Origin of the sequence: Streptomyces sp. NPDC088910 (genome assembly GCF_044749865.1) — a bacterium.
Taxonomy (GTDB): domain Bacteria; phylum Actinomycetota; class Actinomycetes; order Streptomycetales; family Streptomycetaceae; genus Actinacidiphila.
In genome coordinates this window covers 55,513-80,926 of sequence record NZ_JBIVIV010000016.1, presented here as the reverse complement: position 1 = coordinate 80,926, position 25,414 = coordinate 55,513, and the positions used below count along the sequence as shown (strand labels likewise).

General features: G+C 73.1%; 23 protein-coding genes. 14 read left to right on the top strand and 9 right to left on the bottom strand.

The genetic code is table 11. The features are described 5' to 3' along the window. Nucleotides 1-2: 2 nt before the first annotated feature. Nucleotides 3-656 (bottom strand): TetR/AcrR family transcriptional regulator, encoded by a 654-nt coding sequence (locus ACIP4Z_RS30695; protein ID WP_401313539.1) that lies wholly within the window; start codon nt 654-656, stop codon nt 3-5. Nucleotides 657-798: 142 nt separating this feature from the next. Between ACIP4Z_RS30695 and ACIP4Z_RS30690 the strand changes: the two genes are divergently transcribed. From ACIP4Z_RS30690 to ACIP4Z_RS30670, 5 genes are all read left to right on the top strand, one after another. Then, a complete protein-coding gene (locus tag ACIP4Z_RS30690; protein WP_401313537.1) occupies nt 799-2,214 on the top strand; it encodes a DHA2 family efflux MFS transporter permease subunit in 1,416 nt (471 codons plus the stop codon). A gap of 1 nt (nt 2,215) precedes the next feature. After that, nucleotides 2,216-3,055: an SGNH/GDSL hydrolase family protein gene (locus ACIP4Z_RS30685; RefSeq protein ID WP_401313535.1), complete on the top strand. Its 840-nt coding sequence runs from the start codon at nt 2,216-2,218 to the stop codon at nt 3,053-3,055. A gap of 67 nt (nt 3,056-3,122) precedes the next feature. Further along, on the top strand, nt 3,123-4,463 hold the full coding sequence (hmgA, locus tag ACIP4Z_RS30680) for a homogentisate 1,2-dioxygenase (RefSeq protein WP_401313534.1): 1,341 nt from the start codon (nt 3,123-3,125) through the stop codon (nt 4,461-4,463). Next, nucleotides 4,460-5,206, top strand: a complete 747-nt coding sequence (locus ACIP4Z_RS30675) for a GntR family transcriptional regulator (RefSeq protein ID WP_355333412.1) — start codon at nt 4,460-4,462, stop codon at nt 5,204-5,206. Before hmgA ends, ACIP4Z_RS30675 begins: the two co-directional genes overlap by 4 nt. Nucleotides 5,207-5,220: 14 nt before the next feature. Continuing rightward, a complete protein-coding gene (locus ACIP4Z_RS30670; protein ID WP_401313531.1) occupies nt 5,221-6,489 on the top strand; it encodes a type ISP restriction/modification enzyme in 1,269 nt (422 codons plus the stop codon). A gap of 277 nt (nt 6,490-6,766) precedes the next feature. Here the strand turns inward: ACIP4Z_RS30670 and ACIP4Z_RS30665 are convergent, their stop codons facing one another. Next, nucleotides 6,767-7,030 (bottom strand): hypothetical protein, encoded by a 264-nt coding sequence (locus ACIP4Z_RS30665; protein WP_188283793.1) that lies wholly within the window; start codon nt 7,028-7,030, stop codon nt 6,767-6,769. 390 nt (nt 7,031-7,420) lie between these two features. On the opposite strand from ACIP4Z_RS30665, the gene ACIP4Z_RS30660 reads away from it, so the two are divergent. Beyond that, nucleotides 7,421-8,590 (top strand): DUF5925 domain-containing protein, encoded by a 1,170-nt coding sequence (locus ACIP4Z_RS30660; protein WP_355333418.1) that lies wholly within the window; start codon nt 7,421-7,423, stop codon nt 8,588-8,590. A 476-nt stretch (nt 8,591-9,066) separates the two neighbouring features. Here ACIP4Z_RS30660 and ACIP4Z_RS30655 read toward each other — a convergent pair whose 3' ends face one another. From ACIP4Z_RS30655 to ACIP4Z_RS30640, 4 genes are all read right to left on the bottom strand, one after another. Next, nucleotides 9,067-9,438 (bottom strand): GntR family transcriptional regulator, encoded by a 372-nt coding sequence (locus ACIP4Z_RS30655; RefSeq protein ID WP_188283791.1) that lies wholly within the window; start codon nt 9,436-9,438, stop codon nt 9,067-9,069. Continuing rightward, a complete protein-coding gene (locus ACIP4Z_RS30650) occupies nt 9,435-10,565 on the bottom strand; it encodes a methyltransferase domain-containing protein (RefSeq protein ID WP_401313528.1) in 1,131 nt (376 codons plus the stop codon). Before ACIP4Z_RS30650 ends, ACIP4Z_RS30655 begins: the two co-directional genes overlap by 4 nt. A gap of 36 nt (nt 10,566-10,601) precedes the next feature. Then, complete coding sequence (locus tag ACIP4Z_RS30645; RefSeq protein ID WP_401313526.1) at nt 10,602-12,272, bottom strand: carboxyl transferase domain-containing protein; 1,671 nt, start codon at nt 12,270-12,272, stop codon at nt 10,602-10,604. A gap of 67 nt (nt 12,273-12,339) precedes the next feature. Then, on the bottom strand, nt 12,340-12,786 hold the full coding sequence (locus tag ACIP4Z_RS30640) for a MarR family transcriptional regulator (protein ID WP_391161294.1): 447 nt from the start codon (nt 12,784-12,786) through the stop codon (nt 12,340-12,342). A gap of 86 nt (nt 12,787-12,872) precedes the next feature. On the opposite strand from ACIP4Z_RS30640, the gene ACIP4Z_RS30635 reads away from it, so the two are divergent. Next, nucleotides 12,873-13,247, top strand: coding sequence for a cupin domain-containing protein (locus ACIP4Z_RS30635; RefSeq protein WP_391048546.1), 375 nt, complete (start codon nt 12,873-12,875; stop codon nt 13,245-13,247). Here ACIP4Z_RS30635 and ACIP4Z_RS30630 read toward each other — a convergent pair. Beyond that, nucleotides 13,240-14,100, bottom strand: a complete 861-nt coding sequence (locus ACIP4Z_RS30630) for an esterase/lipase family protein (protein WP_401313524.1) — start codon at nt 14,098-14,100, stop codon at nt 13,240-13,242. The two genes, ACIP4Z_RS30635 and ACIP4Z_RS30630, sit on opposite strands and share 8 nt — an antisense overlap. A gap of 435 nt (nt 14,101-14,535) precedes the next feature. Between ACIP4Z_RS30630 and ACIP4Z_RS30625 the strand changes: the two genes are divergently transcribed. The 4 genes from ACIP4Z_RS30625 (at nt 14,536) to ACIP4Z_RS30610 (ending at nt 20,757) form a co-directional block, all read left to right on the top strand. Continuing rightward, nucleotides 14,536-15,234, top strand: a complete 699-nt coding sequence (locus ACIP4Z_RS30625) for a hypothetical protein (protein ID WP_401313522.1) — start codon at nt 14,536-14,538, stop codon at nt 15,232-15,234. Nucleotides 15,235-15,240: 6 nt separating this feature from the next. After that, entirely contained in the window at nt 15,241-16,782 is a 1,542-nt protein-coding gene (locus ACIP4Z_RS30620; RefSeq protein WP_401313520.1) for a DNA polymerase Y family protein, read from the top strand. Then, nucleotides 16,775-20,086, top strand: a complete 3,312-nt coding sequence (locus ACIP4Z_RS30615; protein ID WP_401313518.1) for an error-prone DNA polymerase — start codon at nt 16,775-16,777, stop codon at nt 20,084-20,086. The genes ACIP4Z_RS30620 and ACIP4Z_RS30615 overlap by 8 nt, the downstream gene beginning before the upstream one ends. 107 nt (nt 20,087-20,193) lie before the next feature. Next, a complete protein-coding gene (locus ACIP4Z_RS30610; RefSeq protein ID WP_401313516.1) occupies nt 20,194-20,757 on the top strand; it encodes a 2'-5' RNA ligase family protein in 564 nt (187 codons plus the stop codon). Here ACIP4Z_RS30610 and ACIP4Z_RS30605 read toward each other — a convergent pair. Beyond that, nucleotides 20,641-22,065, bottom strand: coding sequence for an MFS transporter (locus tag ACIP4Z_RS30605; protein WP_401313514.1), 1,425 nt, complete (start codon nt 22,063-22,065; stop codon nt 20,641-20,643). The genes ACIP4Z_RS30610 and ACIP4Z_RS30605 overlap by 117 nt on opposite strands. An 80-nt stretch (nt 22,066-22,145) precedes the next feature. Between ACIP4Z_RS30605 and ACIP4Z_RS30600 the strand changes: the two genes are divergently transcribed. The 3 genes from ACIP4Z_RS30600 to ACIP4Z_RS30590 all read left to right on the top strand — a co-directional run bounded on the left by ACIP4Z_RS30600 (nt 22,146) and on the right by ACIP4Z_RS30590 (nt 24,295). Beyond that, entirely contained in the window at nt 22,146-22,811 is a 666-nt protein-coding gene (locus ACIP4Z_RS30600) for an ArsR/SmtB family transcription factor (RefSeq protein ID WP_401313512.1), read from the top strand. After that, on the top strand, nt 22,811-23,278 hold the full coding sequence (locus ACIP4Z_RS30595; RefSeq protein ID WP_391048563.1) for a TIGR03618 family F420-dependent PPOX class oxidoreductase: 468 nt from the start codon (nt 22,811-22,813) through the stop codon (nt 23,276-23,278). The genes ACIP4Z_RS30600 and ACIP4Z_RS30595 overlap by 1 nt, the downstream gene beginning before the upstream one ends. Before the next feature lie 93 nt (nt 23,279-23,371). After that, nucleotides 23,372-24,295 carry a transglutaminase family protein gene (locus tag ACIP4Z_RS30590; RefSeq protein WP_401313510.1) on the top strand — a complete coding sequence of 308 codons (924 nt, stop codon included), beginning with the start codon at nt 23,372-23,374 and terminating at the stop codon, nt 24,293-24,295. A gap of 7 nt (nt 24,296-24,302) precedes the next feature. On the opposite strand, the gene ACIP4Z_RS30585 is transcribed toward ACIP4Z_RS30590, so the two are convergent. Continuing rightward, the gene (locus ACIP4Z_RS30585; protein WP_355333457.1) at nt 24,303-25,292 is read right to left on the bottom strand and encodes a YafY family protein; all 990 of its coding nucleotides are present in this window, start codon (nt 25,290-25,292) and stop codon (nt 24,303-24,305) included. Between the last annotated feature and the right edge of the window lie 122 nt (nt 25,293-25,414).

Sequence of the window (25,414 nt, the reverse complement as noted above, 5' to 3'; positions counted from 1 at the left end):
CCTCAGCCCTTCGCGGCGAGCGCGTCGAAGAGCTTGCGCAGGTCCGCGAGGGCTTCCGCCAGGGCGGCCGGCGGGTCGTCGGCCCTGACGATCGCCATCGCGCTCTCGCTGAGTCCGCCGTAGAGCATCGACGTCAGCGGGTCGGCGGGGCGCTGCGAGATCGCGCCCGCCTTGATGGCGTACTTCACGCCGCGCAGGGTGAGTTGGCGGCAGTTGACGCCGAGGTCGCGCATCGCCTCCCAGCCGAGCGCGCCCGGAGCGTCGAAGAGCGTGATGCGCTGCACCTCGGGGTCCAAGGACGCCTCCAGATAGGCGCGGCTGCTCTCGTAGACCGCCTCCCACGGGTCGGCGACCTGGAGATACGCGGTCGAGATCCGTTGGGCGAGACGTTCCTGCTCGCGGGTGTAGACGGCGCTGAAGAGCTGCCTCTTGCCGGAGAAGTGGTGGTACAGGGCGCCTTTGGTGACGCCCGCCCGCTCGCAGACCGCGTCCAGCGAGGTGGCCGCGTAGCCCTCGGCGGCGAACAGCGCGCGCGCCGCGGTGAGCAGGTCCTCGACGGTGGCGTCCGACCGCTCGCGCTGCGTGGGGCGTGCCGCCGTCCTGCGGGCCGGGACGGTGCCCGTCCCGCTTCCGGTGCCTGTGCGCGGTGCTGCCACGGCGGCGCCCTCCTGTCGTTCGCGATGCCCTTCCCACCCTAGGGCCTGCCCACTCTTGACACGCACATACCTTCGGTATGTATTTTCATACCGTCAGTATGTACTCCCAGTATGTTTCTCGCTGCCAAGGCAAGGACGGCCCATGTCCTCCCCCGCTTCCACCCTCCCCGCACCGCCCGGCTCAGGACGGACCCCGGACGTCAGACCGGGGCTCGTCCTGCTGCTCAGCGCGGGCGCCACCTTCATCGCGTTCCTCGACGCCACCGTGGTCAACGTCGCTTTCCCCGACCTGGCCGAGAGCTTCCCCGCCGACCGCGTGTCCGACCTGTCGTGGGTCGTGAGCAGCTACGCGGTGCTCTTCGCCGCGCTGCTCACCCCCGCGGGACGCATAGCCGACGCCTTCGGCCGCAAGCGCGTCTTCCTGCTGTCGCTCACCGGCTTCACGGTCGCCTCCGCCTTGTGCGCCGCCGCGCCCGGCCTGCCCTGGCTGATCGCCGCCCGCGCCCTCCAGGGCGCCGCCGCGGCCGGGATGATCCCGGCCGCACTCGGGCTGCTGCTCGCCACCACGCCCCCCGCCGGGCTCGCGGCGGCGATCGGTGTCTGGGGCGCCGCGGGCTCGATGGCCAGCGCCGCCGGGCCGAGCCTGGGCGGTCTGCTAGTCGACGCCTTCGGCTGGCGCTCCGTTTTCCTCATCAATGTGCCAGTGGGCATCCTCCTGGTGGCCGCGGGACTGCGCGGCCTGCCGGAACGCGTCGGCGCGGAACGGCGGTTTCCCGACCCGCTGGGCACGCTCGCCGTCACCCTGGGCATCGGCCTCCTGGTGCTCGGCCTCAGCAAGGGCAGCGACTGGGGCTGGGCGTCCGCGGCCACTGTGGGCAGCACATTGTGCGGCGCGGCACTGCTCGTCGTGGCGCTCGTCCGTTCCACGCACCAGGTGACGCCCGCCGTCGAGACCGGCCTGTTCCGCGACCGCGCCTTCGCCGTCGCCTCCGCCGCAGCCGCTTTCGCCGGGGCCGCGCTCTTCGCCTGGATGCTCTGCGGACCGCTGTTCCTCACCACCGTGTGGCACTACTCGGTCCTCAAGGCGGGCTTCGCCCTCACACCCGGCGCGCTCACCTCCGCGGTGGCCGCCCTGGTGGTCGGCAAGCGCGCCCGGCCGCACCATCTGCCCGCCGTTGTCGCCGTGTCCATGGCCGCCTTCGCCGCGGTGAGCGTCTGGACCTGGTTCCAACTCGGCACCGACACCCGTTTCCTGGCGCTGTGGCTGCCCATGGGCCTGATCGGCGGCGCCGCCTTCGGGGCCACGCTCACCGCCCTGTCCACCGCCGCCGCGACATCGCTGCCGCCCCGGCAGTTCGCCTCGGGCGTCGGCATGACCACCACCGCGCGGCAGTTGGGCGGCGCGCTCGGCGTCGCCGCGACCGCCTCGGTCATCGCCGCCCACGGCCTGGACGGGACGCGGGCGTTCCGCGAGGTGTTCCTCGTCTGCGCCGCGCTTGCCGCCGTCGCCGCCGTGGTCGGCCTCGGCCTGACCCGCACCCTTGCCAAGGAGTCCTGAGATGACGCAGCACGGCGACGCCGTTCCCGTTCCCCTCCCCGATCCCCTCCCCGCTCCCGATCCCGATCCCGATCCCGATCCCGCTCAGAGTCCCGTCCCCGATCCCGATCCCGTCCCCGATCCCGTCCTCAGCGCGGTCAGCGCCTTCTCCGCCACCTATGCGGCCAATCACCCGGCGGAGGCCGCCGACCCCCACTGCCTGTCACCCGAGGAGAGCGACCGGCTGCTGCGCGGCGCGCCCTGGAAGCGCTTCGCGGTCGTCGGCGACAGCATCGCCGAGGGCCTGGGCGACCCCGTGCCCGGCTACCGCACCGTGCCCTGGGCCGACCGCACCGCGGAGGCCCTGCGCCGGGTCGTGCCGGAGCTGACGTATCTCAACCTCGGCATGCGCGGTCTCACCGCGGGCCAGGTACGCGCCGACCAGGCCGAGCGCGCCGCGCGCTTCGCGCCCGACCTGGTCGCGATCGTCTGCGGCGGCAACGACCTGCTGCTGCCCGGCTTCTCCCCCGAGGTGCTGGAGAAGGAGCTCGACCTGCTCTTCGCCCGGCTGGCCGCGCCCGGCAGGACCCTGTTCGCGTACGCGCTGATGAATGTCGCGGCGGCCGTGCCGGAACTGCGCGGCGGCCCGCTGGAGACCGGCGTCGCCGTCCTCAATCAGGTGACCCGGATGGTCGCGGAGCGCTACGGCGCGGTGGTCGTCGAGATGTACGACCATCCCGCCGTCGCCGACCGCGACCTGTACAGCGCCGACCTGGTGCACGCCTCGGCGCGCGGCCACGCGGTCTCGGCCGCGGCCACCGTCCGGGCCCTGGCAGCGGAGTTTTCCACAGGCTCGGGCTGAGGGTTGCCGCCGTGATTCCTATGGTTCAGCATAGGAATCACGGACGAGACCCCACCGGGAGCAGACCATGAACGCCACGAACGCCGTGAACGGGCCGGGCGGCGCCGACGCCGAGGACGGCAAGGACCTGCCGTACTCCTCGGGCTTCGGCAACGAGCACAGCAGCGAAGCCGTGGCGGGCGCGCTCCCGGAGGGGCGCAACTCACCGCAGCGCGCCCCCTTCGGGCTCTACGCGGAACAGCTCAGCGGCACCGCGTTCACCGAGCCGCGCGCCCGCAACCGACGGAGCTGGCTCTACCGGATCCGGCCCTCGGCCGCCCATCCGCCCTTCCGCCGGGTCCCCAACGGCCAGGTGCGCAGCGCCCCGTTCCTGGACGTGGAGCCCGACCCCAACCGGCTGCGCTGGGGCCCGCTGCCGATGCCGCAGGAGCCGACGGATTTCGTGACCGGCCTGGTCACGGTCGGTGGCAACGGCGATGTGCTGCGCCGTGAGGGCATCGGCATCCACTGGTACGCGGCCAACCTTTCGATGCACAACCGGGTGTTCTCCTCCTCGGACGGCGAGTTCCTGATCGTGCCGCAGCGGGGCGCCCTGCTGCTGCGGACCGAGTTGGGGCTGATCCGCGCCGATCCGGGCGAGGTCGCGCTGATCCCGCGCGGCGTCCGCTTCCGCGTCGAGCTGCCGGACGGCACGGCGAGCGGCTACGTCTGCGAGAACTACGGCCAGCCCTTCCAGCTCCCGGAGTTGGGCCCGATCGGTGCGAACGGACTGGCCAACGCGCGGGACTTCCGCGTCCCGGTCGCCGCCTACGAGGACCGGGACGAGCAGACGGAGGTGGTCAACAAATTCGGCGGCAATCTCTGGGCCGCGGTCTACGACCACTCGCCGCTCGACGTGGTCGCCTGGCACGGCAGCCATGTGCCGTACGTGTACGACCTGCACCGCTTCAACGTGCTGGGGTCGCTCAGCTACGACCACCCCGACCCGTCGATCTTCACGGTGCTCACCTCGCCCTCGGACACGCCGGGGCTCGCGGGCGCGGACTTCGTGGTCTTCGCCCCCCGCTGGCTGGTCGGCGAGGACACCTTCAGGCCGCCGTACTTCCACCGCAATGTGATGACCGAGTTCATGGGCCTGATCGAGGGGGCGTACGACGCCAAGGCCGAGGGCTTCGTGCCCGGCGGCGCCTCGCTGCACAACATGATGTCGGCGCACGGACCTGACCGGGCCACCTTCGACAAGGCGAGCGCCGCCGAACTGGCGCCGCAGCGCGTGGACGACGGGCTGGCGTTCATGTTCGAGACCCGTTGGCCGGTCGTGCCCACCGAGTTCGCACTGAACGGGGAGCACCGGCAGGGGGGCTACGACCGGGTGTGGGAGGGGCTTGCGAGAAACTTCCGGCCGTGACGTCCTTCGCCCCCGACTCCCTCGTCCTGAACCGCAAGCTGCCGCTGTGGTACCAGGTCTCGCAGTCGTTGCGCGCCTCGATACTGGGCCGCCACGCGCAGGCCCCGCTGCGGCTGCCCACCGAGGACGAGCTGGCCGGGCACTACGGGGTGAGCGTCCTCACCATGCGGCAGGCGCTCAAGGAGCTGGAGGACGAGGGCCTGATCAGCCGGCACCGCAGGCGTGGCACCTTCATCGAGCCGACGGCGCTGCGCGGGGCGCCGGTGAAGCTGCTCGGCTCGGTGGACGCGATCGTGGCGCAGCAGTCCGGCGGCCGTACGGCGGTGCTGCGCTACGGTTCCGAGCCGCTGCCGCCGGGGGCCGCCGAGCACTTCCCCGACCTCGACCGGGCCATGGCCTACCGCAGGCTGCGCTGCGACGAGAGCGGTGAGCCCACCAACTGGGCGGAGAATTTCGTACGTCCGGAACTCGGCGCCCGGATCGACCTCGCCGACCTGGAGCGGTGGCCGATGACGAAGGTGCTGCGGGACGTGCTCGGCGTGCGGATCAGCCGGATCACCGACACCGTGGAGGCGCGGCTGGCCGACCCCGAGACGGCGCGGCTGCTGCAAGTGCCGCTGCTGAGCCCGATATTGCACTACACCGGGGTGACCTACGACGAGTCGGGCCGGGCGGTGGACGTGGTGCGCATCCATTACCGGGGTGACCGCTTCTCGTTCACGGTGACGATGGAGGCGCCCTGAGGGTCGTCAGTAGCATGCGTGCGGTGAGCAATGACGCGCCTTTGCTGCACGACGTGATGCCGTGGTCCGTACGCCCGTTGCGGATCGGCCGCGGCTGGCCGATGGCCGCGGAGCCTTCCTGTCTGCGTGCCCGGTGGGCGCTGTTCACCGGCACCGCGGACCAGGACGCCCGGTCGGCGCTGCTGCATCCGACGCGGGCCAGGAATCTGCACACGCCCGTCGCGCAGTTGCCGGGCCACCGCACCCCGACCACCGCGCTGGCCGGCGAGACCGGTCGCTGCCCCGAGCCGGTACGGGTGCAGCACGGCCCGTACGACCGGCAGTGGCTGATACCCGACCACCGGCTGATCGACGTGGCGCGGGCCGAGATATGGCGGACGGCCGACGACCGGCAGGTCTTCGCGCTGGAACAGGCGTATCAGGCGCGGCCCGCGTCGGTGGCGGAGTCCGGGGCGCCGGAGCCCGCCGTGGTGTTCTGCGCGCTGCTGCCCGACGGGCGCTCCCCTGCCGGGCGGCCGGGCTGGATACGGCCGCTGTTCCGGCAGCCGGGCGGCCGGGACCCCAACATCGCGCCGGGACTGACCGCCCTGCTCTCCGCGCGGCTGGGCACCGAGGTCGCCGCAGCGGACGTGCTGGCCTGGATCGGCGCGGCGGCGCGGCCGGGCCCCGGCGGCGCCCTCGTACCGCTGCCCCGTGATCCCGCGCTCTGGCAGGAGGGGCTGGCGCTCGGGCGCCGGACGCTGTGGCTCCAGACCCACGGGGCGCGGTTCGCCGATCCCGCCGAGGGACGCGACGCCGGTCGGCTCCGGCTGCCCGGAGGAAGCCGCCCTTACGTCCGGTCGCCGCTGCCGGACACCCCGGCCGCCGGGGAGTTGTCGTACGACCCGGACGAGCGGGCGCTGCTGATCGGTGACGGCCGGATCTCGCCGGTCTCACCGGCCGCCTGGGAGGTCACCGCGGGTGGGGTGCGGGTGATCGAGGCGTGGTTCGAGCGGCGTACGGCGCCGGGTGCGCCGGGGACCCTGGAGGCGCTGCGACCCGCCGCGTGGACACGGGCCACCACGTCGGAGCTGCTGGAACTGATCAGTGTGCTGACGCTGCTGGCCGGTCTGCGCGCGGACCGCGAGGGTCTGGCGCGCCGCCTGGCGGTGCGCGGCGAGACGGTCACGACGGCCGAACTGCGGGCCGGCGGCGTACTGCCGGTGCCCGCCGCCAGGCGCAGGCCCGCCTCCGTGCTGGAACACCACGAGGAAGGGCCGGACGGGCAGTTCGCCCTGCTGTGACCAGCCGTTGTGACCAGCCGTGCCGTGAACGACACTGCCGTAAGCGGTCCTGCTGCGGCCGGGTGAAGGGTGTCCGCGCGACCTGGTGTCGCGGCGGACCGTCCGGTGGGGAGGGACGGCCGCGGCGGGCACACACCGAAGCGCCGCGCGAAGCAGCGCCGAGCCGGGACGGTGTGGCCGCCGGACGATCCGAGCACCTGGCCGGTCCGCGGCCCCGACCGAGGTCAGGGGACGGCGGGACCTGGGAGTCCGAGTCCTGGGAGAGGGCGGAGCGGACTCAGCCTCGGTTGCCGAACAGCGATCTCCGCAGCCGTCGCAGCGGCGCGAAGAGCGACACCCTCGCACCGCGGTTGGCCTTGGTGTGCACGGTGTTGCGCGAGGTCAGCTCCTGCATCAGCACAGTCGCTTCCTCTGTGTCGCGCTGGGGCAGGGCAGGCCCGGCCAGTATCGCGAGGTGCCGGTCGAGGCGCGCACTGGACGCGCCTGTACCGCAGTTGATGGCAGGCACTCGTGGCCTGCTGTGCATCGCTATCTGTTCCATTACTCTCCCCACCCTTACGAGGGCACCCGGCTCGGGCAGGCTAACCCTATCGCCCCGCCACGTCACGTGCGCATCCTGGACTCATTCGCGACGCCGTATTCACCTTCTCCTCAAGGGCGTTGACATTCCAAGGGCATGTGCCCAGCTCGGCCGCCCGATCGGCGGCGACCGCTGTGACCTGGCAACAGTGCCGTTCCCCCGGGTCTCCCCCGCCGCCCCGCCGGGGACACCCACGAGCGTGGACGTACGCTTGTACGAGAAGTTCAAGCCGCCCGGCACCTCGCTCGCCAAATACTGACAAGACGGTATGAATCCACCAACGGCGTGGTGGGAGGCCCGGCATGGAAAAAGACTGGGCGAATCGGGCCCGCGTGCCGGATCATGGGCCGCATGTCCGCGACACCCAGTGAACCGAGGAGGCAAGTGCCGCCCACCACCGGAACCGGCAAGGGACCGGCCGCCAAGCCGACCGCCGCCACCGCCCCGCACCAGGCGCTCCCCGTCCATCTGCGACTGGACGACAGCGACTCCCCGTCCGATGTCGTGGACGCCCTCTTCCTGGGCCGGTTCACCTCGGGCGAGCAGCCGTTCTCGCGCGGCGCCTCGCTGGAGAATGTGAAGTCCGGCCTCACACTGCTGCCGCCGGACGCGGTGGTACTGCGCCAGGCCCGCGACAAGGACCGCAGCGCCACCCTCGCCGAGGGCGACGGCTGGACCGTCCTCATCTCCCGCTGGAACCGGGGCGCCGACGTCACCGTGGCCGCCGTCACGGACGAACTGGCCGAGCAGGTGCTGAAGTCCTCCGTCGACGACGCCGAGGACGAGCCGGAGCCGCAGCCCGAGAACGTCACCATGGGCTTCTGGTACGTCTCGCCGCGCCGCGGACCGCACCGCACCACCCGGCAGATCTCCGCCGCCACGTGGGAGGAGCTGCGCGGGAACTACACCGCGCCGGTCGCCGACTCGATGGACGGCCTGATGAAGCTCACGGCCGACGACATCACCGGCCGCCTGCTGCTGCTCCACGGCCCGCCCGGCACCGGCAAGACCTCGGCGCTGCGCACCCTGGCCCGGTCCTGGCGCGACTGGTGCCAGGTCGACTGCGTGCTCGACCCCGAGCGGCTCTTCAACGACGTCGGCTATCTGATGGACATCGCCATCGGCGAGGACGACGGCACGGCGGGCGGTCGCTGGCGGCTCCTGCTGCTGGAGGACTGCGACGAGCTGATCCGGGGCCAGGCCAAGCACCAGACCGGCCAGGCGCTGTCCCGGCTGCTCAATCTCACGGACGGGCTGCTCGGCCAGGGCCGCAATGTGCTGGTCGGCATCACCACCAACGAGGATCTGGAACGCCTGCACCCCGCGGTGGTCCGGCCGGGCCGCTGCCTGGCCAGGATCGAGGTCGGCCCGCTGACCCGTGACGAGGCCGTCAACTGGCTGGGCACTCCCGAGGGCATCGGCCGCGAAGGCGCCACCCTCGCCGAGCTGTACGCGCTCCGCCGCGGCAGCACGGCCGCCCTGCCCGTCCCCGCCCAGGCGTCGGACGGCCTCTACCTCTAGCAGCTCCGGCGGTTTCCCCGCCCCGGACGCCGCCAAGGCCGATGAGGCGTCCGGGAACCGCGCCGCCCGGGTGTGAGAAGACGCACGAGGAGACGCGCGAGTGCCGGACGCCGCCTTGGAGACGTCCGCCGTTGTCATGACTCCGACGGCACCGACGCCCTCGTGGCCCGAGTGGCGGAGGAACTCGCGGCAGCGCCTGGCGAACGCTCCGAGCAGACGGTGTACGCGGCGGGCGGTCTCTCCGTGGCCGTCCGTACCGGCATCCCGGCGACCGACCCTCCACCACCTGCGGACCATCGCGATCACTCCCCCCGTCTCGCCGAAGCCGACTCCCCCATGGGCCGGCTCCGTTACGCACTCCCGCCGATCCACTACGACGGCTCCCCCACCACCTGGTCACGCCCGCCCGGACCCCCGGCCGCCGACCTGCCACGCTGGCGCCCCTCCGAGAGCGAGAACCTCCGGGGTCCGGGGCTCTAGGTCTCGTCGACGGCGCGCAGCGCCTCGTCCACCGCGGCCCGCGCGGCGTCCCGGTCGAGCCCGAGGCGGCGCGTGCGTGCCACGTACTCCGCCGCCGCGGCGGCCACTTCCCGTGCGCGGGCGTCGGCGGCGGCGATGTAGGTGCCGTGCCTGCCGCGGGTCTCGATCACCCCGTCGGCCTCCAGCGCGCGGTACGCCTTGGCGACCGTGTTGGCCGCAAGCCCCAACTGCTCGGCGAGTCCCCGTACGGTGGGCAGCTTGTAGCCGACCGGAAGGCGTCCCTCGCGGGCCTCTTCCGCGATCTGCCCGCGCAGTTGCTCGTACGGGGCGGTGGCCGCGTCCGCGTCTACGGTGATCTTCAGGCTCATATCCGGGATCCTGGCACAGCGGACGGCGGCAGCGGCACCGCTCGGCCGCTGCCGGCCGGGTCGTGGGCGATCGGGTCCCCGCTCTCGTGCAGGTGGAGCAGGAACGGCTGCCCGCCCCGGTAGGCGTCGATGCCCGCTCGGCAGTACGCGACCATGTCGTCGGGCAGGGCGTCCAGCGGGTACCAGCCCAGCTCGGAGCACTTGTCGGGCTCGCGGTTGACGGGCTCGCCGCCGCTGCCGTATTCGGCCGTGAAGAACCAGCCGATCCTGGCCGCGCCGTCCGGTGCGCGGTGCTGCATGACCAGGGCGACCGCCAGCTCCTCCGACGCCAACTCGATGCCGATCTCCTCGCGGGCCTCGCGGATCATGCCGCTTCTGACGTCCTCGCCGTCCTCCAGGTGTCCGGACGGCGCGTTCAGCAGACCGTCCGCGTAGCCGGTGCCCGAGCGGCGGGCGAGCAGCACCTCGTCGCCGCGGAGCAGCAGCAGATGGACGTCGACGATCTCCTTGTGCCGTTGGGGCGCGGGCGGCCGAAGCACCGCCGCGTACCGCTCGTCCTCGACCTCACGGCCCCACAACGCGGCGTCGTGTCCGAGCTGTTCGATCACCAGTCGGCCGCCGAGCGGTGCGGTCAGCTCGACGAGTTCCGCGGCCCCGATGCCGACCGGGCTGATCGCGCCCCAGCGCCCTTCGACCAGTACGAGCCTGCCGCCCGGCCGCAACAACCCCACCCAGTGCCGCAGTACGGCCGCCGGATCCGGCAGGGTCCACAGCACGTGCCGGACGAGGACGACATCGAATCCGGCAGGGCCGACCGGCGGCCGGGCGGCGTCGCCGACCAGCACCCGCGCCCCCGTACCCGTCAGCTTCTCCTCGGCCCGCGCGACCATCTTTGTCGATGAGTCGACAGCGGTGATCCGGTGTCCCGCCTCGGCCGCGAGCAACGCGAGGCTTCCCGTGCCGCAGCCGAGGTCGAGCACGTCGGACGGCGTCCCGGGCAGCCACGAGCGCAGCCGTATGGCCCAGGCGTCCCTGACCTTCGGGTCGCGCAGGCCATGGTCGGGCTCGTCGTCGAAGCGGTCGGCTTCGCCGTCCCAGAAGTCGCGGTTGTCCGTCTCGGTGCTCATGGGAAAAGCCTGCCACCCACCACTGACAATGGCCCCTCAGACCCCGCCCAGCCTGCGATAACGCGCTCTGCGGGCGGCTGTTCGCCGCTCGGGGTCCATCGCGCGGAGGTCCGCGAGACGCGCGCCGAGAACGTGGGCGAGACGGGTGAGGAAGGCGTCCGGGTCGTCGGCGGCGTCCGGGTCCTCCGGGACGACGGCGTCCGCGATGCCGTGGGCGAGCAGCGCGGCCGAGCCGATGCCCTGCTGTTCGGCGAGTTCGACGGCGCGGTCCGTCGTGCGGTGGAGGATCGCGGAGGCGCCTTCGGGCGGGAGCGGGGACAGCCAGGCGTGCCGGGCGACGAGCACCTGATCGGCGGGCAGCAGAGCGAGCGCGCCGCCGCCCGCCCCTTGGCCGAGGAGCAGGCACAGCGTGGGCGCGGGGAGCGTGACGAGGTCGGCGAGGCTGCGGGCGATCTCGGCGGCGAGACCGCCTTCCTCCGCCTCGCGGGAGAGCGCGGCGCCCGCCGTGTCGACAACGGTGAGGAGGGGCAGGCCGAGTTCGGCGGCGATCCGCATCCCGCGCCGTGCCTCGCGCAGCCCGGCGGGTCCCAGCGGCGCGGGTCCGGCTTCCGCGGGGCGGCGGTCATGGCCGAGCACCACGCACGGCGAGGGTCCGAAGCGGGCGAGTGCCAGCAGCAGACCGGGGTCGCGCTCTCCCGCGCCGGTGCCGCTCAGCGGTGTCACATCGGTGGCACGGGCCAACAGGTCGTGCAGTCCGGGGCGTTCGGGTCGGCGGCTGCGGCGCAGCGAGTCGGCGGTGTCGGCGGTGTCGGCGGTGTCGGCGGGAAGTGACGCGCTCGTGGGAAGCGACGCGTCCACGGGTAGCGGCGCGTCCTCTCCTTGTCCTCTCTCTTCCTGCCCTGCGGGCGCGGGCGGAGATAGGAGTGCGGGCGGAGATACGAGGGCGGGCGTGGACACGGACGGAGGCGCGGGCACGTGCCGGGGCGTGGTCAGGGGCCGGTGCGAGAGCGGGCCCTGCTCGCCGCAGAGCACGTCGAGCGCCGTGGCCGCCGCCGCGGCGAGCGCGCCCGCGGGCAGCACCGCGTCGATCAGACCGTGGGCGAGCAGATTCTCGGAGGTCTGCACTCCGGCGGGGAACTCCTCGCCGTAGAGCGCCTGGTGCACCCGTGGTCCCAGGAAGCCGATGAGCGCGCCGGGTTCCGCCGAGGTGACATGGCCGAGCGATCCCCAGGACGCGAGCACCCCGCCGGTCGTGGGGTGCCGCAGGTGGACCAGGTAAGGGAGTCCGGCGGCTTTGTGGTCGGCGATGGCGGCGGTGACCTTGACCATCTGGAGGAAGGCGATGGTCCCTTCCTGCATGCGGGTGCCGCCGGAGGCGGGCGTGGCCAGCAGCGGGAGCCGTTCGCGGGTGGCGCGTTCGACCGCCGTGACCAGCCGGGTGCCCGCGGCGACTCCGATGGACCCGCCGAGGAAGCCGAACTCCCCTGCCATCAGCGCCACTCGGCGCCCCCGGATCCGCCCCTCCCCCGTCACCACCGACTCGTCCAGGCCAGTACGGGCGCGGGCGGCGAGCAGATCCGCCCGGTAGTCGCCCGCTTCGGGCAGGTCGGCCACGGTCACCGGTTCGTCCCAGCGGCGCCAGGTGCCGGGGTCGAGGACGGTCCCGATGATCCGGAGGGCAGTGGGCCGGCGGTCTGGGTCGCTCATGGCGCCACCCTGCCACGGCCGGTGCGGCCGGGCCGCGTTCTCCTCCGGCGGTCGGCCGCGTGCCGCGCTACCAGCTCGGACGGATGGGGCCGGTGGGCGCGAGGCGGACCAGTTCGTCGCGCAGCGCGAGCAGCCGCTTCTCGCCGAGGAGTTCGATCCAGGGCTGGACGGCTTCCGCGGCGGACTCCTCGGCGGCGCGGGTGCACCGCCACCCCTGCGGGGTGAGCACGACCAGCCGGGCCCGCGCGTCGTCGGGGTGGGGGCGGCGTTCGACGTACCCCTTGCGCTCCAGCTCGTCCACGATCTGACTGGCCGCCTGGCGAGTGACGCCGAGGTGTTCGGCGATCTCGGTGACGGTCGCGCCGGACGGGGCCAGCCGGGAGAAGACAAAGCCGTGCGTGGGGCGCAGGTCGGTGTAGCCGAGGGCCACGACGCCGTTGTGGATGTCCTCGACGAGCGAGCCGGTGGCGGCGAGGAGCGCCGCGCTCAGGCTCATGGCATCGGAATTCTTCACAGGAACACCTTGACACAGTGCGCAAGCTGCTTGAACATATAGGCAAGGAGCTTACGCAAGCTACTTGCCTAACACCGGAGGTTGTCATGCCTTTCATCACCGCGGCCGACGCCGTCGCACATGAGATCCACGGGGTGCGCTTCGTGTCCTACGCGGCGCCCGCACTCGGCAGCGAGGAACTGTGCGCCTGGCGCAGCGAGGTCCCGGCCGGGACGTCGGGACCTCCGCACACCATCACTCGCGAGGAGGTGTTCCTGGTCCTGTCCGGGTCGGTGGAGCTGTCCGTCGACGGGGAGACGCGCTCCCTGACACCGGGAGATGCCGCCATCGCACGGCCCGGCTCCTCCATAGGTCTGTCCAACCGCACGGAGGAGCCGGCCACCTTGTGGGTCACCACGAGCATCGGCCTGCAAGCCACGCTGGCCGACGGCTCGCGCATATCACCGCCATGGGCTAACTGAACGCCGACAGGCAAGTGGTCGGGGTCGCGTGCGCCGGATCGAGCGCGTTCGCCGCCTCGTGGAAGGCGATGCGGTCGGTCAGGCCGATGGCCACATGCTCGGACACGTCGACCGGGCACAGGTTCTGGAGCACGACGTTGCGCACGTCGGGCCCGGACAGCGCCTGGGTCGTATACGGCGTGACGACCTCGTCGTAGATGGTCGAGATTACCGTGTAGTGCACGCCGGGCACGGTGTCGCCGCCCGCGTTCAGGTGCTGCTGGAAGGGCGATCCGGCCACCTGGTCGGCGAGTCCGGGGGTGATCCCGTGGAGCGCGTCGGCCGCGCCGGGGAAGTACGGGAGCAGCTTGGTGAGTCCGTCGAGCGTGGTCCCGTGGTTGTCGGGGGCCAGTGCGACCAGGGCGTTCACCTTCGCCGCGCCGCCGAGGAAGCGCAGGTAGTAACGCGGCATCATGCCGCCCTGCGAGTGCCCGACGATGTCGACCTTGGAGGTGCCGGAGGCGGCGAGCACCCGGTCGGTGAAGTCGGAGAGCTGCTGCGCGGAGTCCGCGATCGGACCGAGGCCGCCGATCAACGGCACGCCGGGCAGCATCCCGTAGTCGAACGAGTAGACGCAGTAGCCGCGCTGCACCAGGTAGGGGGCGAAGGCGAGCCAGTTGTCGGTGCCGTTGCCGAAGGTGCCGTGGACCAGGACGACAGGACGGGGGTGTTGGGCCGAGGGGCGGCAGGAGAAGTTGTTCCACCCGCTTGACGGTGCCGAGTTGGCAGATGCGGAGGCGGTGGCAGCGGGCGCCACAACCATCGCGGCAGCCAGCGAAAGCGCGGCCAAGAGCCGTCGCCAGGGCAGCCTCATGTGATCTCCTCGCAGTTCGGGAAAATGGACACACGCAGGCCCTGTGATCCGGATCACGAGGTTGCTGAACACCCGTTAAATTACGCGCGAGTAAGTACGGGCGGCTAGTTACGCGTGAGTAAAAAGTCGGCGCGTCGTTATCCGCCGGTCACAAAACCCACGACCCTCCACGGCATCGCGGCGGAAGTGACGGCCTCCACCGGCGTCCGCGAGTACGGCAGGCGGCGGGCGGACGTCGGCCACCGGAGTGACGACGGCCGAGCGGGCCGAGAACGGCGTCGCGACCACTCCCGCCGGGGCGGCCAAGGGCGGGCCGAGCGGCTGCGGTCGAGCGGGTGCAGAGGACATGCTTATCGACCGTACGACACCCCTCACGTGCAGTGATGGTGGTGCGCCGACTTGCCTTGTTCGAACGCGCGTGCGAATGTCGGGGGCATGGGTGCAGTGCTGGCGGCAGACGGTCGGGCGGGACACGGGACGGTCGCCGGACCGGGGTCCGTGTGGGGTCCGCTGCTGCCCGAAGGGCGGCTGCGGGCGGGCACGGTGACCGCTGTCGGCGGGGACAAGGGACTGCTGCTGGCGTTGGCGGCGCAGGCGGTGGGACGGCGTCCCGGGGCCGGCTGGGCCGTGGTGGGGCTGCCGTCCTTGGGGGCGCTGGCCGCGCGGGACGCGGGGCTGGACGCCGGGGCGGGCCTGTGGGTGGACGCGCCGGGAAGCCGGTGGGCGCAGGTGGTGTCGTTGCTGGTGTCGACGGTGCCGGTGATCCTGCTCGGCGCGACGGGGCCGGCGCCGGGGCGAGCGGTCCGCCGGGTGGCAGGACAGGTGCGGGCCCACGGGGCCGTGTTGCTCGTGGCCGGTCCGTGGGACGGCGCCGATCTGCGGCTGCGGGTGACCGAGGCGCGGTGGGACGGGCTCGGTGCGGGCCACGGTGTGCTGCGTCATCGCCGCGTGGTGGTGGAGGTGTCCGGGCGCGGCGCCGCGGGCGGTGCCCCGCGCCGGGCGGAGCTGTTGCTGCCCGGCCCGACCGGGATGGCGATGCCCGTGGCGGAGCCCGAACCGGTCTCTCCGCCCGCGGATCAGGTGCGGGCCGGGGCCGCGCCGGGCCGGGGCCGGGCGCTGCGCGTGGTGGGGTGAGCGGGCGTGCGAGTGCTGGTGTCGTGGGTCCCGGACTGGCCGCTGATCACCACGGGGCTGCCGGACGGCGAGCCGGTGGCGGTCGTGTCGGGGGACGGACGGGTGGTGGCGTGTTCGGCCGCGGCGCGGGCGGCCGGGGTACGCCGGGGGATGCGGGTACGGCAGGCGCAGTCCCGCTGCCCCGGGCTGCGGGTCGCCGAACGGGATCAGGCGGCCGAGACGCGCGGGTTCGAACCGGTGGTACGCCGGTTGGAGGCGGAGGTGATGCCGCGGCTGGAGGTGATCCGTCCGGGCATGGTGGCCGCCCCGGCCCGCGGTCCCGCGCGGTACTGGGGCGGCGAGGCGGAGCTGGCCGCGCGGGTCGCCGCGGCGCTCTCCCGGCTCGGCCACCCCGTGCAGAGCGGGGCCGCGGATACGACGTTCGCCGCGGCGCTGGCGGCCCGCGCCCGGTCCGGGGTCCTGGTTCCGGCCGGGGAGACGGCCGGTTTACTCGCCCCCTATCCGGTGGGCGTGCTCGGTCGGCCCCGGCTGGCCGAACTGCTGGTCAGGCTCGGGATCGGCACGCTGGGCGGTTTCGCGGCGCTGCCCTCGGACCAGGTGTCGGCCCGCTTCGGCGCCGACGGGGCGGCGGCGCACCGCACCGCGTCCGGGCGTGAGCCGCGGCTTCTGAACGCCTCGGGCGCGGAGCCCGACCACGCGGTGCGGTGGGGCTTCGACCCTGCCGAGGAACGCACCGAGCCATTGGCGTTCGCGGGGAAGGCACTGGCCGAACGGTTGCAGGAGCGGCTGACGTCGGCGGGCGTCGTCGGAGCACGAGTGGAGGTGGAGGTGGGCCTGGCCGACGGCCGCAAGTTGCGGCGGGCGTGGCGGCACGAGGGACGGCTGTCGTCGTTGGCGGTCGCGGAGCGGGTGCGCTGGCAGGTGCAGGCGTGGACCGATGCCGGGGATCTCGCCCCGGCCGCCGACGGGGCCGGGGGCGCGGTCGGAGTGGTGGAGCTGGTGCTGCGGCCCCGGCAGCTCAGCGCGGCCACCGGCCGTCAGACGGTGCTGTTCGGCGGGGGCGCCACGCTGGACGATCTGGAGCGTGCGGCCGGTCAGGTGCAGGCGCTGCTCGGGCACCGGGCGGTCACGCGGGTGGAGTTGACCGGGGGCCGTGGCCCGGCCGACCGGGTCCGCAAGGTCCCGGTCGGCGACATCGCCACGCCCCCGGCCGGTGGCGGGCCGTGGCCCGGCAGGCTGCCCGCCCCGCACCCGGCCACGGTGTACCAGCCGCTGCTGCCCGCCCGGTTGCTGGACGGCGCCGGGCAGGTGGTGGGCGTCTCGGGACGGCTGGCGGTCTCCGCGCCTCCGGTCCGGCTGACCGTGGACGGGCTCCCCGGCGTGCTGGAAGTGACCGCGTGGAGTGCGCCGTGGCCCGCGCTGGAACAGTGGTGGGACCGGGACCGTGCGCGGCGGATCGCCCGGATGCAGATCACCACCGCCGCGGGCGGGGCATGGCTGTTGCAGATCTCCGCAGGCCGGTGGTGGGCCGAGGCCCACTATGGCTGACCGCCGCACCGGTCGTCTGCTGCGCCTGCCCGCCGCCGCTCCGCGCACGGCGCGCCCAGCGGATCCGGCACACGCGGCGGACCCGGCGGACCCGGCACACGCGGCACACACCGAATACCGGGAAGAGCGGAGCCGGTTGCCGTGGGCGGAGCTGCATGTGCACAGTTCGCTGTCGTTCCTCCAAGGGGCCAGTGATCCGGGGGCGCTGGTCACGGAGGCCGTGCAGCTGGGCATCGAGGTGCTGGCGCTCACCGACCGGGACGGGCTGTACGGGGCCCGGCGGGTTGCCGAGGCCGCCCGCGGTACCGGGCTGCGGACCGTGTTCGGCGCCGAACTCACCCTCACCGCTCACGGGCTCGGGCACCCCGTCGTCCTCGCCCGGAACCTCGACGGGTTCCACCGCCTGTCCGCGGCGATCACCGCGGCCCAGCTCGCCGGGTCCAAAGGCCGTCCGGTGTACGACCTCGACGTGCTCGCCCGCGCCGCCGCCGGCGGCGACTGGGCGGTCCTGACCGGCTGCCCGCCCGCCGACGCGGGCGAGGACGGTACGGAGATCGGACAGCTCGCCTTCCACCTCGACCAGCTCGGCGAGGTGTTCGGCAGCGGCAGCGTGCACGCGGAACTCATCGACTGGAATCTTCCCGTCGACAGCGTGCGCGCCGACGCCCTGGTGGTGGCCGCTCACCGCACCGGCACCCCCGTGGTCGCCACCAACGCCGTCCACTACGCCGCGCCCGCGCAGGCCCGGCTCGCCCAGGCCCTCACCGCACTGCGACGGATCGAGACCCTCGACCAGGCCACCGGGCATCTGATGGCCGCGCCGACCGCGCACCTGCGGACCGGGGCGGAGATGGAGGAGCGGCTGGCCCGCTACCCCGGAGCGTACGAATCGACCATCGCCCTGGGCCAGTCGTGCGTCCTCGACCTCGCCGAGCTGCGGCCCGAACTGCCGCGCTTCCCCGTACCGCCCGGTCACGACGACAGCTCCTGGCTGCGGCGACTGGCCGAGCGGGGCTGCGCCGCCCGCTACGGGGCCCGTGACGATCCGGCGGCGGCGACCGCGTGGCGGCAGCTCGACCACGAACTGGGGGTAATCGGTGATCTGGGCATGGCCGGGTACTTCCTGATCGTCCACGACATCGTGCGCTTCTCGCAGGAGCAGGGCATCTGGTGCCAGGGCCGGGGCAGCGCCGCCAGCAGCGTGGTCTGCTACGTCCTGGGCATCACGGCGGTGGACGCGCTCAAGCACGGGTTGCTCTTCGAACGGTTCCTGTCGATGGAGAAGTCGGGGCCGCCGGACATCGACATCGACTTCGAGAACCACCGCCGCGAAGAGGTCATCCAGTACGTCTACACCCGCTACGGCCGTGACCACGCCGCGCAGGTCGCCAACCTCATCAGCTACCAGCCGAAGCTGGCGGTCAGGGACGCGGCCCGAGTGCTCGGTTACCCGGCCGCCGCCGTCAACGCCATGACCCGGTCCCTGCACCACCGGCCCGGCCGCCCCCACACCCCCGACGGCGCGAGCAGCGACACAAACACGGCCACGAGCACGGCCACAAACACGAGCACGGGCACGGGCACGGGCACGACAGCCGATCCGGACATCCCCGCCGACGTCACCGACCTGGCCGCTCAGCTCAAAGGTCTGCCACGGCACCTGGGGGTGCACTCCGGCGGCATGGTGCTGACCGCGCAGCCGATCGGCGAGGTCATGCCGGTCGAATGGGCCACCATGCCCGGCCGGTCCGTCCTCCAGGGCGACAAGGACGACGTCGCCGCCGCCCATCTGGTCAAGATCGATCTGCTGGGTCTCGGCATGCTCGCGGCTCTGCACACCGCCTGTGACCTGATCGCCGGACACCACGGCGTACACCTCGACATGGCGACGATTCCGCAGGACGACCCGCGGGTGTACGCGATGATCGCCCGCGCCGACACCATAGGGGTCTACCAGGCCGAGAGCCGCGCCCAGATCAGCACCCTGCCGCAGCTGAAACCGGCCTGCTTCGAGGACCTCACCGTCGCCGCCTCGATCATCCGCCCCGGGCCGATCCAGGCCGGGAGCAAGCACCCGTATCTGCGGCGCAGGGCGGGCGAGGAACCCGTCACCTACCCCCACCCGCTGGCCGAAGCGGCGCTGAAGAAGTCCCTGGGGGTGGTGTTGTGGCAGGAGCAGGCGATCCGGCTCGCCACCGACTGCGCCGGGTTCACCCCCGGCGAGGCCGACCGGCTCCGCAAGGACCTCGCCGCCAAACACGCCACCGAGAAGGTCGCCCGGCTGCGCGACCGGCTGCTGACCGGCATGGCGCGGCGCGGGATCGGCCCGGACGCCGCGGAGCGGATCATCACCATGATCTCGTCGCTGAGCAGTTACGGCTTCCCCGAGTCCCACGCGCAGTCCATGGCGGGCATCATCTACGCGTCCGCCTGGATCAAGCACTACTACCCCGCGGCCCTGATCGCCGGGATCATGGCCCACCTGCCGATGGGCTTCTACGACTCCCAGACCCTCATCCAGGACGCCCGCCACCACGGCATCGCCGTCCGGGGCGTCGACATCAACGCCTCCGGCGCGCACGCCACCCTCGAACCCGACTCCGCGCGACCCGACGGACACCCGGCGATCCGCCGCGGGCTCACCAGCGTCCGCGGACTGTCGCAGGACGCCGCCACGACCCTCCTCACGGCCCGCGCCGAGCGGCCGTTCCGGGACCTGGACGATGTCGCCCGACGCGGCGGCCTGGGCGCCCGGCTCCTCGAACAGCTCGCCACCGCCGGCGCCTTCGCGTCCCTGGGCACCGGCCGCCGCACCGCGATCTGGCGCTCCGGCGCCCACACCGCGCACCAGCAGCCGGTCCTGCCCGGCTTCGACGCCCTGCCCGACGCCCCCGAACTCCCCGCCATGACCGCGGGCGAGACCACCCTGGCCGACCTCACCGCCACCGGCGCCACCGCGGGACCGCACCCCGTCCACCACCTGCGCCCCTACCTCGACCACCTCGGCGCACAGCCCACCAAGGCCATCCGCACCTGGCCCGCACAGCGCCGCATCCGCGTCGGCGGCATCGTCAAATACCTCCAACGCCCCCCGACCGCCAACGGCATGGCCTTCGCCGTCGTCGAGGACGAGACCGCCATGGCCAACCTCGTCATCACCCCACCGGTCTGGGCCCTCATCCGCCGCACCATCCTCGACGCCCCCGCCGTCCTGCTCGACGGCCACATCGAACGCGAACACGACGTCACCAACCTCGTCGTCCACACCGCCCGCCCCCTCGGCGAGGGCGAGCCGAAAGCGTAGGACCGCGACGGGTGTTGGGTGGCGGTGGGTGTTGGGTGGCGGTGGGTGTTGGGTGGCGGTGGGTGTTGGGTGGCGGTGCGAGGGACGGGCGGGGGACGATGCCAGGTATGGGCCAGAAGGGAACGTCGGGGCGCGCGGCGGGTACGACCGCGTTGGTGGCTGTGGTGCCGGAGGCGGAGAACGTGGTGGGCGCGGCGCGGGAGCGGTACGACCCGGCCGCGGCGGAGGGGGTGCCCGCCCATCTCACGGTGCTGTATCCGTTCCTTCCGGCCGAGCGGATCGACACGGGGGTACGGGCTGCGCTGGGTGAACTCTTCGCGGGCCACCCGCCGTTCGAGGTGCGCTTCCCCCGCTTCGGGCGGTTCCCGGATCTGCTGTGGCTGGCGCCCGAGCCCGAAGCACCCGTGCGGGCGCTGACCGCGGCAGTGGCGACCCGGTGGCCGGAAGCCCCGCCGTACGGAGGCGCGTTCGGTGATCCGGCCCCCCATCTGACTGTCGCGCAGGGGCAGTCGGACGAGGTGTACGCCGCGGTGGAGGCGGAGTGCGTCCCGGCGCTAGCGCTGCTGCGGACGCGGATCGCGGAGGTCCGGCTGGTGGTCTTCGACGGCGTTCGCTGGACGCAGGACGCCGTGTTCCCCCTGGGCGGAGCCCCCCTCGGCGGGGCTCGCTGAAACAGAGCCCACTGAAACGGCGTCCACCGGAACGCACTGCGCTGAACCGGCATCCGCCAAACCCTCGACGCTCACCGAACCCGCGTCCGCCGAACCCGCGGCCCTCACCGAACCCGCGTCCGCCGAACCCGCGCCCCCGCCACGCAGCAGCAGAAGCCACGCGGCCAGCAGCCCGAGGACGCCGACGGAGGCGAGTTGGAGCCGGAAGTCGACCAGGGCGACCAGCCCCGCGCCGAGGGCGGCGGCCAGCGCCGTGGGTCCGAAGATCACCGTGCTCGCGGTGGCCGCGACCCGGCCGACCAGTTCGGGAGCGGTGCGCTGCTGGACGGCGGTGAAGGCCGCGACGATGACCCAGGGCAGCCCGACCCCGATGGCGAGGGTCGCGACGAGCACGACGGGCAGTGAGGGGACGGCGCGCAGGGCGGCGCCGGTGGTGAAGAGCAGCAGGCCGACGGCGGCGAAGACCCGTTCCGGCAGGCGGCGCATGACCGCGCCCGCGACCACTCCGGCGACGATCGACCCGGCGCCCTGCACCACGTAGAGCACCGCCACGAAGGCGGGCGGACGGTGCAGCCCGGCCTCGGTCATCTCGTAGATCGCGGAGCTGCTGAGCCCGGACAGCACCATCGCGACCGCTCCGACGGTCACCAGCGGGCGCAGCAGGGGGTGGTCGCGCAGGCAGCGGATGCCCTCCGCGGTCTGCTCGCGCCAGCCCTCGGCCGGTGGGACCGGCGGGAGTTCACGGGTGCGCAGCATCGCGAAGGCCGCCGCCGCGAGGACGAAGGTGACGGCGTCGAGGACGGCGACGGCCCCGCCGCCGTAGCGCAGGAAGAGGCCCGCGCCGACGAGCGGGGCGAGCAGCTTCATGGCCTCGTTGACGGTCATCCGCAGGCCGTTGAAGTCGCCGCGCAGGTCGACGGGGACGGCGGCGGTGACGAGACCGGCCTCGGCGGCGTCCGACAGCACGGAGGCGGCGCCGACCACCGCGAGGACCACGAACAGCAGCCATGCCTCGCGGCCGGACCGTACCGCGAGAAGGACCGGGAGCAGGACGGCCAGGGCCGCGTTGGTCCAGATCAGCAGCGAGCGGCGGCGCACCCGGTCGGCGAGGGTGCCGAGCACGGGCCCGGCCAGGGCGGGCGCCCACACACAGAAGGTCACGGCCGCCGCGAGGCTGCTGGAGCCGGTCAGCGTCTTCACCCAGATACCGGCGACGAGCAGCATCGCCGAGTCACCGAAACCGGAGACCAGGACACCGCCCAGATACGTCGCCGCGTCACGGTCCCCCAGGACCTTGCGCACCGTCATGACTCCCAACATATTGCTTGGGAGTCAGCGGCGGCAACCGCCTGCCCGCTTCCCGCGCCCGTGGACGGTCTAATGGGCACATGACGGCGACCGATCCCCTCCTCAGAGCCCTCGCCCACCCGGTGCGGCTGCGCATCGTGTCCCTGGTCTGGAACGCGCCGCTGTCCGCCGCGGAACTCGCCCGCGAACTGGGCGTCTCGCACGCCCTGGCCAGTCAGCATCTGCGCAGGCTGGACGCGGTCGGCCTGGTGGAACTCGCCGAGGTGCGCGCCAACCGCGGCGGCAGGGAACGCCGTTACCGCGCGGTGCACGGCTCCCCGCTCTCCGATCAGCGGGACGAGGGGGCGCTGCTGATCGCCGAGGCACTGGCCCACAATCTGCGCGACCGGGCGGGCCGCCGCGCGCCGGGTGCCGCGGGGGTGACCTCGGACGCGGAGCTATGGGTGGCGCCCGAGGTCTGGGACACCTTCCGTGTCCGACTGGCCGCGCTCTTCGACGAGCTGCACGACGCGGCGCGAGCGCCGCATTCGCCGGGCACGGTCGGAATCGGCGCGACGGTGATGGCGTTTCCCCTCACTGAACCCGACGCCGGACCGGGACCCGCACAGCCCGACCACAAGCACGAGCCCGCCCGCGAGCGCGACCACGACGAGCACCAGCACCAGCACCAGCACGCACCCGTGCCCGAGGCCGCACCGGCCACCGGCCACCACCCCGAAGCCCCACGATCAGAACCGGAGCGATGATGAGCCGTCAGGAAACCTCCGCCCACCCGCTGTTCGACCTCCTCCAGCGGCAGCTCAACGGCGTCCTCGTCACGCTGAAGCGGGACGGCCGACCGCAGTTGTCCAACGTGACCTTCCACTACGACGACTCGACCCGCACCATCCGCGTCTCGGCGACCGACGACCGCGCGAAGACCCGCAATCTGCGCCGCGACCCGCGGGCCAGCTTCTACGTCTCCACGCCCGACCTCGGCGCGTACCTGGTCGCCGAGGGCGACGCCGAACTCACCCCGGTGGCCGCCGATCCGCACGACGCGACCGTGGAGGAGCTGGTCGACCTGTACCGCGCGCTCCGGGGCGAGCACCCGGACTGGGACGAGTACCGCGCCGCGATGGTCGCCGACCACCGCCTGGTGATCAAGCTGCGTGCCGACCGCGCCTATGGCTGGGGCCGCGAAGAGGGCGCCACCAGCGGCCCGTTGGCCTGAGGCCCCCTGAGGCCCGGCGCCGCGACACCGATTGCCACGGACGGACGGCCGAACAGGTTGAATTCCGGCGGGAATTCCCGGCAGAGTTCCCTCATGGACGAAAATGAGTTCGATTTCTACCGGACGCAGAGCGTGGCCAGCGATCCGGGCGGCACGGACGTCTTCGCCGGGCTGCCCGCCGACCCGAGGGTCCTCGCCGAGACGGTGCGCAGTCTGCTCGTCCACCGGGAGGAGACGCACCTGTTCGGGTACGAGCTGCCGCGCGACCGCAAGGACGCCGAGGCGGAGACCCGTTACGCCGCGGACATCCTCGCGGTGGCGCGCGGCCTGTGCGACGCGCCGCTCGACCGCCCGCGCCGCCCGGAGGAGCGATTCGCCGGTACCTGCCGGGACTTCGCGCTGCTGCTGTGCTCCGCGCTGCGCGAGAAGGGCGTCCCCGCCAGGGTCCGCGGCGGCTACGCCACGTACTTCACACCGGGTTTCCACGACGACCACTGGATCACCGAGTACTGGGACGCGGACCGCGCGAGCTGGCGGCTGGTCGACGCGCAGATGGCCGCGCCCGAGCTGATCAGCGCGCACGGCATCGACTTCGACCCGTTCGACGTGCCGCGCGACCGGTTCGTGGTGGCGGGCCGGGCGTGGCAGGACTGCCGGTCGGGCACGGCGGACCCGCGGACGTACGGGGTCGAACTCCTCGGTCTGCAAGGGTGGTGGTTCGTGCAGCACAATCTGCTGCTCGACCTGGCGATGCTCAACAGCACCGAACTGCTGGTGTGGGACGGCTGGGGGCTGGCCGACCCGCCGAGGGACCAGCCGTTCGACGCGCTCGGCGCCGACGACGTGGCGCTGCTCGACGCGGTCGCCGAACTCAGCGCCGCGGGCGGCCCCTTCACCGGAATCCGCCGTCTCCCGCGCGAGCACGAGGCGCTGCGGGTGCCGCCGGTGGTCAGCTCGCACACCACCTACTTGGGCGAACGGACTGTGACGCTCCGTCAAGCGGTCGCTTTCGACTGAGCCTTGCTCACCCCGGCCCCGAGGACGCCTCCGTCCCGTCGGCCACCCCGCGGTCCGCCGCCCGCGTCAGCCGCCCCGCCACCACCCGCAGATACTCGGCGAGTTCGGGCGGCTCCCGCACTTCGAAGTCCACCCCGAGCATGCCGACGAACATCGCCAGCGCGTCCAACGACTCGAAGCCGGTGGTCAGTTCGCAGGTGTCGGCGTCGAGCGGGTCGACCGCTCCGAAACCCGCCCAGATCTGCCGGACGGTCGAGGCGGGCGCATGCAGCACCACGCGCGCCTGGAAGCGGTACGCGTGCGAGGTGACGCCCTTGGCCACGTACTCCGCCGCGTCCTCGGGCAGTTCGCGGGGCGTGAAGCGCGGGCCGGTGGGCGGCTTGGGCTCCATCCGGTCGACGCGGAAGGTCCGCCAGTCCGCGCGGTCGACGTCGTAGGCGAGCAGGTACCAGCGCCATCCGTGGTGGACGAGCCGGTACGGTTCCACGGCCCGGCGGCTGGCCTTGCCCGCGTAGTCGCGGTAGTCGAAGCGCAGCAACTCCCGGTCCCGGCACGCGGCGCCGATCACGGTCAGCACCTCCTGGCCGACCGTCGGACCGGCGGCGCGCGGCCGTACGGTGACCGCCTGCATCGCCTGGACGCGGTGCCGCAGCCGGGACGGCAGCACCTGCTCCAGCTTGGTCAGCGCGCGTACCGACGTCTCCTGGATCCCCTCGACGCTGCTGCCCGCCCCGGTGCGCAGGCAGAGCGCGACCGCCACCGCCTCCTCGTCGTCGAGCAGCAGCGGCGGCAGCGCGGCGCCCGCGCCCAGCCGGTAGCCGCCCGCGGTGCCGGGCGCCGCGTGCACGGGATAGCCGAGCGCCCGCAGCCGCTCGACGTCACGGCGGACCGTGCGCGCGGTGACGTCCAGCCGCTCGGCGAGGTCGGGCCCCGTCCAGTCGCGGCGTGACTGGAGCAGCGAGAGCAGGCGCAACAGCCGCGCCGAGGTTTCCAGCATGCCGTCCAGTCTGTACGAACCGGCGCCCCCACCGCGCGGGGTGCGGTGGGGGCGTCGGACGGTGGAGCTGTTGAGCGGGTGAACTGCCTTTGCCCGCAAGGCTTCCGCCCGCTCGGCCGATT